At 67.0% G+C, this 13,502-nt stretch carries 12 protein-coding genes; 5 read left to right on the top strand and 7 right to left on the bottom strand.

Annotation, left to right across the window (positions count from 1 at the left end):
* Positions 1-41 precede the first annotated feature (41 nt).
* Positions 42-482 carry a D-aminoacyl-tRNA deacylase gene (gene dtd, locus M0D43_RS13990; RefSeq protein ID WP_252161880.1) on the bottom strand — a complete coding sequence of 147 codons (441 nt, stop codon included), beginning with the start codon at positions 480-482 and terminating at the stop codon, positions 42-44.
* Here dtd and M0D43_RS13985 point away from each other — a divergent pair.
* Positions 481-1,497, top strand: a complete 1,017-nt coding sequence (locus M0D43_RS13985) for a lauroyl acyltransferase (protein ID WP_252161879.1) — start codon at positions 481-483, stop codon at positions 1,495-1,497. The genes dtd and M0D43_RS13985 overlap by 2 nt on opposite strands.
* A 48-nt stretch (positions 1,498-1,545) precedes the next feature.
* On the opposite strand, the gene M0D43_RS13980 is transcribed toward M0D43_RS13985, so the two are convergent.
* Entirely contained in the window at positions 1,546-2,067 is a 522-nt protein-coding gene (locus M0D43_RS13980; RefSeq protein WP_252161878.1) for a GNAT family N-acetyltransferase, read from the bottom strand.
* A gap of 244 nt (positions 2,068-2,311) precedes the next feature.
* Between M0D43_RS13980 and ribA the strand changes: the two genes are divergently transcribed.
* From ribA to M0D43_RS13965, 3 genes are all read left to right on the top strand, one after another.
* Positions 2,312-3,445 (top strand): GTP cyclohydrolase II RibA, encoded by a 1,134-nt coding sequence (gene ribA, locus M0D43_RS13975; protein WP_252161877.1) that lies wholly within the window; start codon positions 2,312-2,314, stop codon positions 3,443-3,445.
* A gap of 138 nt (positions 3,446-3,583) precedes the next feature.
* Entirely contained in the window at positions 3,584-4,060 is a 477-nt protein-coding gene (locus M0D43_RS13970; RefSeq protein ID WP_101362507.1) for a PH domain-containing protein, read from the top strand.
* On the top strand, positions 4,057-5,562 hold the full coding sequence (locus M0D43_RS13965) for a PH domain-containing protein (protein WP_252161876.1): 1,506 nt from the start codon (positions 4,057-4,059) through the stop codon (positions 5,560-5,562). The genes M0D43_RS13970 and M0D43_RS13965 overlap by 4 nt, the downstream gene beginning before the upstream one ends.
* Positions 5,563-5,722: 160 nt before the next feature.
* Here the strand turns inward: M0D43_RS13965 and M0D43_RS13960 are convergent, their stop codons facing one another.
* On the bottom strand, positions 5,723-6,781 hold the full coding sequence (locus M0D43_RS13960; protein ID WP_252161875.1) for a CDP-glycerol glycerophosphotransferase family protein: 1,059 nt from the start codon (positions 6,779-6,781) through the stop codon (positions 5,723-5,725).
* Here M0D43_RS13960 and M0D43_RS13955 point away from each other — a divergent pair, their 5' ends adjacent.
* Positions 6,782-7,606: a glycosyltransferase family 2 protein gene (locus M0D43_RS13955; protein ID WP_260807268.1), complete on the top strand. Its 825-nt coding sequence runs from the start codon at positions 6,782-6,784 to the stop codon at positions 7,604-7,606. It abuts the gene before it with no gap.
* Positions 7,607-7,807: 201 nt separating this feature from the next.
* On the opposite strand, the gene M0D43_RS13950 is transcribed toward M0D43_RS13955, so the two are convergent.
* From M0D43_RS13950 to fmt, 4 genes are all read right to left on the bottom strand, one after another.
* Positions 7,808-9,094, bottom strand: coding sequence for an O-antigen ligase family protein (locus M0D43_RS13950; protein ID WP_260807267.1), 1,287 nt, complete (start codon positions 9,092-9,094; stop codon positions 7,808-7,810).
* 165 nt (positions 9,095-9,259) lie between these two features.
* Positions 9,260-10,981: an ArnT family glycosyltransferase gene (locus M0D43_RS13945; RefSeq protein ID WP_252161872.1), complete on the bottom strand. Its 1,722-nt coding sequence runs from the start codon at positions 10,979-10,981 to the stop codon at positions 9,260-9,262.
* A 50-nt stretch (positions 10,982-11,031) separates the two neighbouring features.
* Entirely contained in the window at positions 11,032-12,342 is a 1,311-nt protein-coding gene (rsmB, locus tag M0D43_RS13940) for a 16S rRNA (cytosine(967)-C(5))-methyltransferase RsmB (protein ID WP_252161871.1), read from the bottom strand.
* Complete coding sequence (fmt, locus tag M0D43_RS13935) at positions 12,342-13,265, bottom strand: methionyl-tRNA formyltransferase (RefSeq protein ID WP_260807266.1); 924 nt, start codon at positions 13,263-13,265, stop codon at positions 12,342-12,344. Before fmt ends, rsmB begins: the two co-directional genes overlap by 1 nt.
* Positions 13,266-13,502 lie beyond the last annotated feature (237 nt).

The following is a 13,502-nucleotide window of genomic DNA, read 5'->3' as shown; positions in this document are numbered from 1 at the left end:
CTGCCGGAATCAAGACAGGACCGCTGGTGGACGTGGTGTTTCTAGGGTCTCAGAAGGAAGGTCACCGGGCCATCGTTGACCAGGTCGACAACCATATGGGCACCGAAGCGCCCGGTTTCCACCCCGCCGCGATGCTTTTGCCGGCAGATCGCCACCAATTGATTGAACGCCCGTTCAGCCTCCAGCGGCGGCGCGGCGGTACTGAAGCCCGGCCGGTTGCCGGAGCTGGTGTCGGCCGCGAGCGTGAACTGGCTCACCAGCAACAGTCCGCCGCCGGTATCGGTGAGTGAGCGATTCATCTTGCCGGCGTCGTCGCCGAAGACGCGGTAGCTGAGCAGGCGCTCGGCCAGGCGCCGGATCTGCGCGTCGCTGTCGCCGGGCTCCACGCCGATCAGGGCCAGCAGGCCGGGACCGATCTGCCCGACGATCTGGGCATCGACCGTGACGCTGGCGCGGGTGACGCGCTGGATCAGTGCAAGCATGGGCATGGACGGGCAGCAAACTGTGTCGCGCAGCATGCCTAGCGCTGTTCGCACTGTCACGCGCGGGCCTTCGCCGGCTGCGCTGTTTAGAATTGTGCGGATGAAATCCGATGTCCGCGCCAGACTGCTCTATGCCACCGCCGCCACCGTGGGCCGCCTGCCGTGGTCGGTGCTCAAGCGCATGGCCGATGCGCTGGCCTGGAGCTGGCGCAAGCTCAATGCGCGCGAAGCCCGGGTGGCGCGCCGCAATCTGGAACTGGCGTATCCGGAACTGAGTGCCAAGCAGCGCGCACAGTTGCACGCACATATTCTGCAATCGACTGCGCGGCAAATACTGGAGGTCCTGCGCACCTGGACCCGCCCGCCGGCCGAAAATCTCGCGCGCCTGCAACGCAATGGGCAAGAGCTCTACGACGCGGCACTGGCGTCCGGGCGTGGGGTGATCGTGGCGGCGCCGCACTTCGGCAACTGGGAGCTGCTCAACCAGTGGCTGTCCGAACGCGGGCCCATCGCGATTGTCTACCGGCCGCCCGAGTCGGAGGCGGTGGACGGTTTCCTGCAGCTGGCGCGCGGCGGCGACAACGTGCGCCAGGTGCGTGCCGAAGGCCCTGCAGTGCGGCAGTTGTTCAAGGTGCTCAAGGACGGCGGCGCGGTTGGCATCCTGCCCGACCAGCAACCGAAGATGGGCGATGGCGTGTTCGCACCGTTCTTCGGCATCCCGGCCTTGACCATGACCCTGGTCAATCGGCTGGCCGAGCGCACCGGCGCCACCGTGCTGTACGGCTGGTGCGAACGCGCCGGGGACGACCTGCAGTTCGCGCTGCATGTGCAACCGGCCGACCCGGCGGTGGCCGACCCCGACCCGGTACGTGCCGCCAGCGCGCTCAACGCCGGCATCGAACAGATCGCCCGGCGCGACCCGGCGCAGTATCAGTGGACCTACAAGCGCTACACGCTGCGCCCGCCCGGCAGCAGCGAGCCCAACCCGTACGCCACCGAGCGGCATCCGCATTGATCGCCGCACCGCGCAACCTGATCGAGCGCGGCAACCGGGTTGGGTGCATCAGTCGTCGTGCGGGTCTGCGGGCGTGGCCAGAATGCGTTGGTAGAACGCCAGGTCCAGCCAGCGCCCGAACTTGAAACCAGCTTCACGCACGGTGCCGGCATGGGTGAAGCCGAACTGTTCGTGCAAGGCGATGCTGGCCTGATTGCTGGCATCGATGCCGCCCACCAGCACGTGCACGCCGCGCGCTAGCGCCGCTGCGATCAAGGCTTGCAGCAGCAGGCGCCCCAGGCCTTTACCGCGATGGTCGCGGTGCACGTAGATCGAATGCTCGACGCTGTACTTGAACGCCGGCCAGGCGCGAAAGGTGCCATAGCTGGCGAAGCCCATCAGAGTGCCGTCGGCGTCCTCCACGCCAATCACCGGAAAGCCGCCCGCCTGCTTGATGGCGAACCAACCGACCATGCTTTCCGGTGGCCGTGGGCGATAGTCGTACAGCGCCGTGGAATTGGCGATGGCTTCGTTGAAGATGTCCAGAATGGCGCCAGCGTGGCGCGCGTGGCTGCAATCGACAATATGCATGGGGCCCGACGACCGTGGAGGTGGCCCGATTAGAAAGCATTGCCAGGCGCTGAACAACGCAGGACGTAGGCAACCAATCGGCGCATGGCGCGCCACTCAACCGGCAGCGGCTGGATGCAGCGTTCTACCCGGTCGTGGCGACTGCCTGTTGCCAGGCGCGCGACAATGGGCAGACGCGATCACATAGTGACCGCAGCGGCGTCCGCCTTGAAGCGGCCGTGGCAATCCCCATTTGGAGTCGTGCATGAGCAGCCTCGTCCCCTCCCCCAGCGCACAGGCCTTCGGCGATCCGGCGGCGATTCGCTGTGAGCGCGCCGCTTCCGAGTTGCGCGCCGGGCGCCCGGTACTGCTGACGGCGGCGGATGGGCAAGCGCGGGCGGTGCTGGCAGTGGACAGCAGCACGGCGAAGTCGTACGCCGCGTTCGCCCGCGCCGCACAGGGCCGCCACTATCTGTTCGTGACGCCCACCCGCGCCAAGGTGCTGGGCTTGAGCGCGCCACAGGGTGCACGCGTGGGCTTGATCGATCACAGCTACGACCGGCTCGCCGCGCTGGCCTACCTGCGCGACACCCCGGTGCCCACCCAATGGACGGCCGGCGATGCGCTGGATGCCGGCGGCGTGGAGATCGCGCGGCTTGGCTTGCTGCTGCCGGCATTGCTGGCGGTGGAACTGCGCGGTGTGCACGACCATGCCGCGTTCGCCGGCTGCCAGTCCTTGGCGCTGGACGATTTGAGCCGCGGCTGCGCCACATCCGCGGCCGCCGGCTACGAATTGGTGACCCGCACCCCGGTCCCGTTGCGCGGCCTGGGCATGAGCGAATTTGTGGTGTTTCGTGGCGGCGTGGCGCAGCGCGACCAGGTGGCAATCGTGGTCGGCCAGCCGGACCTGACGAGTGCCGTGCCGGTGCGTGTGCATTCGTCGTGCCTGACCGGCGACCTGTTCGGCTCGCTCAAATGCGATTGCGGCGACCAGCTGCGACACGGCCTGGCCAAGCTGAAAGAACTCGGCGGCGGCGTGCTGCTGTACCTGGATCAGGAAGGACGCGGTACCGGCATCGCCGCCAAGATGCGCGCCTACGGCTATCAGCATGCTGGCCTGGACACGATTGATGCCGACGCGCAGCTGGGCTTCGGCCCGGACGAGCGCCGTTACGGCAGTGCGGTGGCGATGCTGCGCGGGCTGGGCATTAGCCGGATCCGGCTGTTGACCAACAACCCGGCCAAGGCCGAGCGCCTGCGCGCGGCCGGCATCGCGGTCGAAGATCGCATCGCCATTACCGGCGACATCACCGCTGAAAACGAGCAGTACCTGCGCACCAAGGCCGCACGCGCCGGACATGCGCTGGATGTGGATGCATTGATCCTGGCTGCGCAGTAGCGCGCCCGGCGCCGGATGCGCCTGCACTCGGCGGCCGGCTATGCTTGCGAACCGCTTCTGCAGGCTAGCCTCGTGCACGACGCTCCACCGCCGCACCCCGACGTCATCGTCCAGCCTGCTCCGGCAGCAGCGCCAGCCGTGAACCACAGCCAATGGCAGTCGCTGCCGCGTCGCGGTGCCTATGTGGCCGCAGCCAACGGCGCGCTCGGCGGCGGATGTGCGGGCCTGATCGCAGGCGGCGTCACGGCTGTCTGGCTGCACGCCTGGCATCAGTGGCCGGCGGTGCTGGGCGTAACCGCGGTCATCGCCCTGCTGGGTGCGTGGTTTGCGGTCAAACGACACCGGCTGACGCACTGGAAACTCGATCAGCATGGTCTGGCGCTACAGCGCGGCCATCTGTGGCAAAGCGATACACGCGTTCCGATCTCGCGCGTGCAGCACGTGGACCTCCGCCGCGGGCCGATCGAACGCGCTACTGGCCTGACCACGCTGGTGGTACATACCGCCGGCAGCCGCCTCAATGCCGTGGCGCTGTCGGGGCTGGATCAGGACGATGCCGAACGCCTGCGTGATCGCTTGGCCCGCCAGCTCGATCACGACGACGACGCGCTATGAGCGCCATCGAACACCCCGATAACGACGAACAGCGTCTGCATCCGTTGTCGTGGGTGTTCGTCTTGCTGCAGCAGATCCGGCAGTTCCTGATTCCGCTGGCTGCACTGATCCTGTTCGGCAGCCGCGACGGCAGTAGCGATTTTGCCGACCAGATCACCACCGGCGTGGTGATTGCGGTGCTGGTGGCGATTTCGGTGCTGCGTTACTTCACCTACCGCTACCGGATCGGCAGCGATGGCGTGGCGATTCGCAGTGGTCTGCTGGAACGCAGCCGGCGCGATATCCCCTTTGCGCGCATCCATAACGTGGTGGTGCATCAATCGCTGCTGCACCGCCTGGCTGGCGTGGCCGAGGTCCGCCTGGAATCGGCCGGCGGGCACAAGCCGGAAGCGGAGATGCGCGTGCTGCGTTTGGATCAGGCACTGGCGCTGGAAGATCTGATCCGCCGCCGCGCGACGGACGCGGATGTCCCGGCACCGCACATCGAAGAAGACAGCGGCAGCTTGTTGCGCCTGCCGATGGCCGAGGTGATCCGGCTGGGGCTGATCTCAAATCGCGGCATGGTGGTGGTGGCCGCCAGCTTCGGCGTGATCTACCAGATGATTCCGCGCCGCACGGTGTCCAACTTCGTCGAGCACAATGGCGAGCTAGCCTATCGCTATGTCAGCCAGACTCATCCCGGCGTCGCGGTCACGGCAACGCTGGTGACGATCGCCACGCTTGCCGTGCTTGTGGCGATGCGCGCGCTGTCGGTGGCCCTGGCGGTGACGCAGTACCACGGTTTCCATCTGAGCGAATCCGAGCGCCGCCTCACCGTGGAGCGCGGGCTGCTGACGCGGATTCGCAGCAGCGTGGCATTGCGGCGGATCCAGTCGTGGACGTTGTACGAAGGACTGCTGCACCGCCTGTTCGGTCGTCGCCAGTTGCGGGTGGATACCGCAGTGGCCGGCAGAGGCGATAACGAAGGCAGCGCACTGAAGGAGCTCGCCCCCATTGCCGACCCGCAGCATTGCGATGCTTTGCTGCAACGCCTGCTGCCGGGTATCGCATGGCCGCCGGCGCAGTGGCAGTCGATCGCCACGCATTGCTGGTGGCGATTGAGTCTGCCCACAGCGCTGATGCTCCTGCCCCTGGTGGCGGCCCTGGCGTGGCAGTTCGGCAGCCAGGCCTTGTGGTTGCTGACGTGGCTGCCGTGGAGCGCGTTCAAGGCGCAGCGCCAGGTGCAGCGCATGGCCTACGCAGTGGATGCGCGTTTCGTCGCAGTGCGCGGTGGCTGGTGGAAGCGCTGGTGGCGGCTGGCCGAGCTGGACAAGCTGCAGGCGTTGCAACTGCAACGCTCGCCGCTGGATCGGCTTTCCGGCACTGCCACGCTATGGCTGGATACGGCCGGCGCCAGTGCAACCGGCCCGGCATTGCGGCTGCGTTTCCTGCCGTTTGCCCAAGCGCAGGCATTGCAGGCGCAACTCGCTGCCGCATTGGCGCGGCGCAAGTTGCGCTGGTGATCAACGCTCGCGATCAGTGGTTGCACTGATCAACATCGGCGATCAGCCGTGCTGTTGAGCGGCTTCGGCAACGCGCGTTACTGCACTTTTCGATGACAACGACCAGGTCCGGCAAGGCGTCGCCGATCGTCATCCCCGCGCTCGTGACCGCTGATCATGCTCAGCGTTGCGCCGGTCCCCAGTAGCCCAGCTCACGACGGATCTGCAGCCCGCGCCACACCGCGCCCAGCGGTTTGCGCCGCAGTTTGCCAAGCTTGCCGGCAAGAAAGTCCTCGGTGGCTGCAATCACGCGCTCGGAGGAACGCCCGTCGCGGTACGGATGGATCGCATCGGCGTAGCTGGCAAGTGCGCTGCGCAATGCTGCATCCGGGGCCAGCGCGCGCGCCAGCTGTTGCGGCAACTGCTCGGCCTGTTGGAAGTCGAGCATGTGCGGCTGCGGCACGCGGTTGCGAAAGGTCACCACCGGTTTGTGCTGCACCACGAACTCGGACACGATCGAGGATGTATCCGAGACCAGCACGTCGGCCGCACGCTGCGCCGCCATGACTTCTTCGGGCTCGATGAAGCGTGCGTTGGCACCAGCCAGTGCGCGATAGCGCTCGAACAACGCCGGAGCGCACTTCGGGTGCAAGGTCAGCAGCCAGTAGTGCGCGCCGCGCGCGATGTCGGCAGCGATCTGGTCATAGAGCGCAGGCGCTGCGCTCAGCCGCTCGGTGAAGGTGGAACCGAACAGGATTACCGGGCGGCCAGCGGCTGGCGCGCGCAAGGCGGCGCTGTGTCCACCATCGTCGCGAAAGACCGGATCGAGCTTGGGCCAGCCCGTTTCCACCACCGCAAAATGGCCCTCGCGCTGAGCCAGCGCGCGGAACGGCGCTGTGGTGGCCGGGCCTTGCGTGCAATACAGATCGAACAGGCCGCGCACGCGGAAATGGCCGCGGTTGTCCTCGCGCTTTTGCACATTGAAGCCGTGGAACAGCTGCACTTTCGCGCCCGACACAAACGGCGGCACCCAGTTGGCCGCGCTAAATACCGCGCGCGGACGCAAGGCGAGCGCCTCGCGCAGGCCAACCTCGCGCACGCCCGGCAGCGCCAGTCCGCGCGCGCCGCCTTCGAACCAGGCCGACACCGCGTGCCCGGAGGCCTGTAATGCCTGCGCCAATGGCGCCAGAATAGGCAACGCGTAACGCTCCGTTGCGAACAGCAGGTAATCGGCCATCACATGTCCTCTTCGACCGCACCCGACGAACGGCCTCGCATTTCGGCCTGCATTATCGCGTTCAATGAGGCCGATCGCCTACGCGACTGTCTGACCTCACTGACGTTCTGCGACGAGATCGTGGTGGTGGACTCCGGTTCCACCGACGCCACTGCGGACATCGCCAGCGCGCACGGCGCGCGCGTGCTGCAACGCGCCTTCGATGGCTACCGCAGCCAGAAGGCATTCTGCGTGGCACAGGCCAGCCATGACTGGGTGTTGTGTCTGGACGCCGACGAACGCGTCAGCGATGACCTGCGCGCCTCGATCATCGCTGCGCGCGATGCCGGTTTCGCCACTGCGGCCGGCTATCGCTTTGCACGTTTATCGGACTACTTTGGCCGCTTCCTGCGCCACGGCAATGCATATCCGGACCGGGTGCTGCGCTTGTTCGACCGTCGCCGTGGCGGCTGGCGCGGCAAGCGCGAGATCCACGAGGCGGCCAGCGTGGATGGCGCCGTAACGACACTGGCGGGCGATCTGATCCATTACCCGTACCGCTCCCTGATGCAGCAACTCGCCAAGACCCAGCGCTACGCGCAGATGATGGCCGAACACGAACACGCACGCGGCAAGCGCGCGACCTGGAGCAAGCTGGTGTTGGCGCCGGCCTGGCGCTTCTGGCGTGGTTATCTGCTGCGCGGCGGCTTTCGCGATGGCTGGCATGGGCTGATCTACGCCTATGTGCGCGCCAATTACGTGCGCCAGAAGACCATCATGCTGTGGCTGCTGCAGCACCACCAGCCGGTGCAGGACCCGCCACGCGCGCCGGATCAGCGCAGCGAATAAGTTCGGATGGAAACGTCGAGAGCTGCCTTAAAGCGACTCCGAAGGGCGCGGACGCTGCCTAGAGGCCGGCATATCCGAGTGACACACGCCGATTCCAGCAACGACTGCACCCATTTTTGATTGTGCGCATGTATTGGATCGGCCACTCAAAGCACATGCCATTGGCGCATGCGCCACATGCAGCCATTGGCGCATCCGCCGCTACCGAGTGCTCGCCACACCCGGCTCGGACTGTTGCGCCTGCCGCGCCGCCAGACCCGCCAGACCCGTCAACACGCCGACCATGGCCGTGTAGAAGCTCGCCGCCACTTGGTGGGCGAACATCGATTGCGTCAGCCCGCACAACGCATAACTGACCACGAGCATCACTCCGGCCGCAGCCGGGCCACGGAACTGCTTCTGCCCACTGCGCCGATGCAGCCGCACGAACATCCACAGCGGCACGCCATATACGGCAATCAGCAGCAACAGGCCAGGCACGCCCTGGGTGGCACTCCATTCGGCCAGATCGTTGTGCGCGTGCCCCAGCTGGCAGCGGTACAACGACGGGTCGGCGGCACAGGCCGGCAGGTCGTGCATCGCATCGTCGAAACGTCCAACGCCCACACCGGTCAGCGGATGCGCCTTCACGGTGTCCCAAGCCACATGCAGGCGTTCGATGCGGGCACCGGCCGACGAATCGGTGTCGCCTACTTCGTAACGTTGCAGGTCGCTCTGCAATTCGCCCAGGCGCATCTGGTCGGTCAGGGCCGGCACGCTGAGCGCAATACCCACCGCTAGCACCGCGCCGCCGATAAAGGTCAGCAAGCGCGCGCGTGCGCTATGCCATGGCGCCCCCCAGATCAGCACGCCCAGCGTCGCCAGCAACGCCAACAACACCCCGCGGCTTCCGCTCAGCACGATCACCACCACGGTAGCAACCGCAGCGCCCAGCAGCCAACGCACATTGCCGTCCGGGCGGGAGAACACCGCCACCACCAGCAACATCAGCACGATGTCGGCAAACACAATTGCGTTGGTGAAGCCTTCGGCGCGGTCGGCGCCGTTCATCACCTGCAGCAGCGCGATCAGCATGGCCGCGAACACGCCGACCAAGGCGCCACGCCACAGCCAGATCTGGCGCGGCTGCAATGCATACGCCCACAGCGCCGCCCATGGCAGCACCAGGAAGCGCGAGCGGTTGCCCACATCGCGCAGCCCGTGTTCGAACAAGCCGATCGACAGCAGCGACATTGCAATCACCGCCACCGTCAGCCAGCCCACCACGCGCAACGACCAGTCGCGCGCCGCAATGCCCTCACGCAGGTGACGCCAACCGACCAGCGAACCCAGCAGCAGGCACAGGCCGAACGGCAGCAGCCCGCTCGGCATGCTCACTACCAGCGCAGTCAATGCGAAGGCGCCCAGCTCGGCAATGCGCACGCCCGCCCGCGAGGTCGTCGGGGCAGAGGGCGACAGCGAAGCAGGTTGGGGGTGCAAGGAATTCATCTAAAGATCGGTGGGAAAAGGGAGGCACCGCAGTGGCCGGGCTTCGGCAACGCCGACCAAGCTAACGATGCGACGCATGAATCCCTGCTAGACAGCCACTGGCAACGGCATGGTTTCCACGCCGATGGCGCCTGGTTATGTGCGCGTGCTTGCAGGTCCGCTGGCTCATTCGGTGTCCAGGTTTCCCTGTTCCTTTGCTTCCACCGCGCGCTCGCTGGAGCTAGCCACGCACTGGCCATGCACCGCGTCGGCCGGCACCAGCCACCAGCGCCGGCGGTTGGCCACGCCCACCAACTGGCTGCGACTGCGATCCACGCAGGCCAGCAGTGCGGTCTCTTGCGCCAATAGCCAGCGCCGGCCAGGTTGCTCGGCTTGCCAGGCCACGCCGCGCTGCAATTGGGTTTCCCATGGCACCTTGAAGCCAAAGGTCTGCGCCGGGCGGTCGGCCATCAGCAGGTTCTGCTCCTTCCATGCCACCAGGCCGAGTTGCGCATCCGGGCCGATGCGGCGCCCGGCCTCGCGCATCACCGCGCCAGCCGAACTGGAATCGTTGAAGATCGGGTAGCAGACCAGCCCGAACGCCACCCACCACGCACCCAGCAGCGAAACCAGCGCAAACGCGGAGCGACGCACGTGCATCAGCAACAGGCTGGCGATGCCCCAGGTGCCTACCGCAAGCAGCAGCCAGCCCAGCGGATCGGTGGCTTCGCTGCCCACCCCGCGGCTGTCCATGATCTTCTGCTCGAAGCCCGGATGGCCGATCAGCATCGCAGCGCCACCCGCACTGAACACCACGGCCAGCAACAGCCCGAACGCGAACAGCAGCCGCTGCACGCCAGCCCGGCGCAGCAGGCCTGGCACCAGCGGCGCCAGCGCCAGGCAGAACATCGGCAGCGCCGGCAGGATGTACACATCCCGCTTGCCGCTGGGAATGGTGAAGAACACCAGCACCAGCAGCCACCAGGCGAGCGGCAACAGATAGCGCGGATCGTGCCGCTTGAGCCGGCGTCGCCACGCGGGGATCGCCCACGGCAACAGCAGGATGGTTGGCAGCCACATCGTGGCCATGCTTTGCAGGTGGTACCAGACCGGCTGCGCATGATCCCAGGAGCTGGCATAGCGCTTGGCGGTCTGACGCAGCAGGATGTCGTTGAGATACACGCGGTATTCGGGCTGGCCGGCGGTCAGCGCGGTCACCATCATCGGCACAAACCACAACAGGATCGCCGCAAAGAAACACAGCGGCCCCAACCAGAAGCGCCGGTCGCGCACATGCACGCCCACGCCCGGCCAGCCACGTGCTGCAGCAATCCCGGCCGGGATGAGCATCAGCAGCGCGATGATGCCCACGCCCTTGGTGATCACACCCAAGCCGGCGGCGAACCAGCCCAGCGTCCACCAGCGCCAGGCCGGGCCCATCAGCAGATGGCGCAGCAGTCCGTAATTGGCCAGGGTGATCCAGAACACCACCAGCGGATCGATCTGCGCCTTCTTGGCCTGAAAGGTGAAATGGAGCGTAAACAGCAGCATCCAGGCCGCGTAAACGCCGACGCGGCGGGTCCACAGCCGCCGGCCCAGATCGTAAACGCAGGCCAGCGTGCCCAGCGCGGCCAGCAACGACGGCAGCAGGAACGCAACCCGCCAGTTGCCCAGCAGCGTATAGAACAGCGCCTGCAGCCACATCAGCATCGGCGGCTTGTCCGAATACAGCTCGTTGCCGCGATGCGGGAACAACCAATCGCCGCTCAGCACCATCTGCTTGGCCACCAGCGCGAAGCGCGGCTCGTCCGCCGGCCACGGGTCACGCAACCCCAGGCCGGCACCGATCACCAGCACGGCGGTAATGGCCAGCAACCAGACATCGGTGGAAGCGCGATTTTTGAGCATGTCGGGCGGCAGTCGGACGCAGAGGGTGGAGCGCTGAACGTCGCGCGTGGTCAGGAGGCTTTTAGCAAAAGCGCGTAGAAAAATCCGTCGCAGTGCTGCTCGCCTGGAAACCGCTGACGTCCGGGGCCGGCCGCATGCCCGAACTGCGCACCCAAGGGCTGCGCCTGTGCGTCGACGGTGCGTTGCAGGAATGCGTCGACCTGGGTTTGGTTCTCGCGCGCCAACAGCGAGCAGGTGGTGTACAGCAACTGCCCGCCCGGACGCAGCGTGCGCCAGGTCGCATCCAGCAACCGCGCCTGCAGCGCACACAGTGCATCGATATCGTCGGCCCGCCGGTGCAGCAGCACATCCGGTTGACGGCGCACCACGCCGGTAGCCGAACAGGGCGCGTCCAGCAGCACCGCATCGAACGGCTGGCCGTCCCACCATGCACCCGTATCGGCAGCGTCGGCCGCATGCAAGGCGACCGTGGCGTTTGGCACCGTGCGCCGCAAGGTCTGCTGCACGCGCTCCAGGCGGCGCGCATCCACATCCAACGCGGTGAGCTGCAACCCGGGCTGACGCTCCAGCAGATGCGCGGCCTTGCCGCCGGGTGCGGCGCAGGCATCGAGCACGCGTGCCGACGGCGCCAGCATCAGCGCATCGGCTACCTGCTGCGCAGCGCCGTCCTGCACCGAAACATCGCCTTCGGCAAAGCCTGGCAACTGGCTCACCGGGACTGCGCTGTCCAGGCGCACCGCATCCGGCAATACCGCGTCGGGCTGCGCGGCGATGCCCAATTCGGCCAACCGTGCGACGTAGGCCGCTGGGTCAATCCGCGCGTGCTGCACACGCAGCCACATCGGCGCCATCTGCGCACTCGCGGTAAAAATGCCTTCGGCACGATCGCCCCAGTCGGCGCGCAACTGCTTGCGCAGCCACGACGGCCAGCCGGCGTCATCTGATACCGCCGGAAATCCTTCGCGCTGGGCACGCCGCAGGATTGCGTTAACCATGCCGGCCTGACGCGGCCGCCCCAGCGCGCGGCACGCATCTACCGTGGCCGACAACGCGGCGTGTGCGGGCAGTTGCAGCACATCGAGCTGAGCGAAACCAACCATCAGCAGCGCCTTGAGTTCGGCATCGCGTGGCGGCAACGGACGTTCCAGCCATTGCCGCAGCGCGACGTCATACGCCGGGCGGCGGCGAATGACCGCAAAGCAGATCGCCTCCACCAGTGCGCGGTCGCGCGGATCACCGATACCGGGCAGGGTCGCGGCCAGTTCGGCCTTCAACGAGCGCCCCTGATCGAACACCGCGGTCAGCACGTGTGCGGCTGCCAGGCGCGAGGCGACGCCGGCGGTCGCGGTGTCGGCCGACATCAGCGCAGCGCCGGCAAGTCGCGCCGCGCGTTGAGGTAATCGGCGGCGGTGATCGCCTTGCCACCCTCGCGCTGGAGCACCCGCACCCGCAGCGCCCCCTGACCGCAGGCGATATCGATACCCTGTTTGCTGGCGGCCAGCAGGGTGCCGGGCGGCTGCTGATGCGCCAACTCCAACGCCACTGCGCCATGCAGCCGCACGCGCTCACCCGCCAGGATCGCCTCGGCGACCGGCCACGGGTTGAACGCACGCACGCGCCGCGCCAGTTCCTGCGCCGGCTGCGCCCAATCCAGCCGCGCCTGCGCCTTGTCCAGCTTGTGCGCGTAGGTCACGCCTTCGTCCGGCTGCGGTTGCGGCACCGGGCGAATGCCGGCGCGCAACAGACCCAGGCCGTCGGACAACACCTGCGCGCCCAACGCGGCCAGACGGTCGTGCAGCTGGCCGCCGGTTTCCTGCTCGCCAATATCGATCCGCTGCGACAGCAGCACCGGTCCGGTATCCAACCCGGCTTCCATCTGCATCAGGCACACCCCTGTTTCGGTATCGCCGGCTTCGATCGCGCGCTGGATCGGCGCAGCGCCGCGCCAGCGCGGCAGCAGCGAGGCATGCACGTTCCAGCAACCATGGGTTGGCGCGGCCAGCACCGCCTTGGGCAGGATCAATCCGTAGGCCACCACCACCATCAGGTCCGCATTGAGCGAACGCAGCGTGGCTAGCGCTTCGGGCGAACGCAGCGTCTGCGGCTGGAAGAGCGGAATGCCGCGCGCAATCGCCTCGATCTTGACCGGCGAGGGCGTCAACCCACGGCCGCGCCCGGCGGGCCGATCCGGCTGGGTGTAGACCGCCACCACCTCATGCCGCTGCGCGGCAGCGCGCAACGAAGCGACAGCAAAATCCGGCGTACCGGCAAAAATGATTCTCATAGGGCTGGGAGTCGGGATTCGGGAGTGGGGAGTCGCAACGACGGGTGTGCTGGCCGGGGCGAGAGCGGCGTGGAGCTGAAAGGTGGAAGCAGATTTGTGCGGGATTCGGAAATTTGGCGCCAGAACCGGCGTTGCCCGTCATCAACGAGCGCAATTGAAAGGCGCAAGTCCCAGCAGGCAATTGGATGCCTGCGACGGCAATGCCTTATCCAATGCCGAATCCCGACCTTCAAGACC

The sequence above is a fragment of the Xanthomonas prunicola genome (assembly GCF_025266575.1).
In the GTDB taxonomy this organism is placed as follows: domain Bacteria; phylum Pseudomonadota; class Gammaproteobacteria; order Xanthomonadales; family Xanthomonadaceae; genus Xanthomonas; species Xanthomonas prunicola.
The sequence above is the reverse complement of the archived record's forward strand: the minus strand, read 5'-3'. Positions and strand labels throughout refer to the sequence as shown.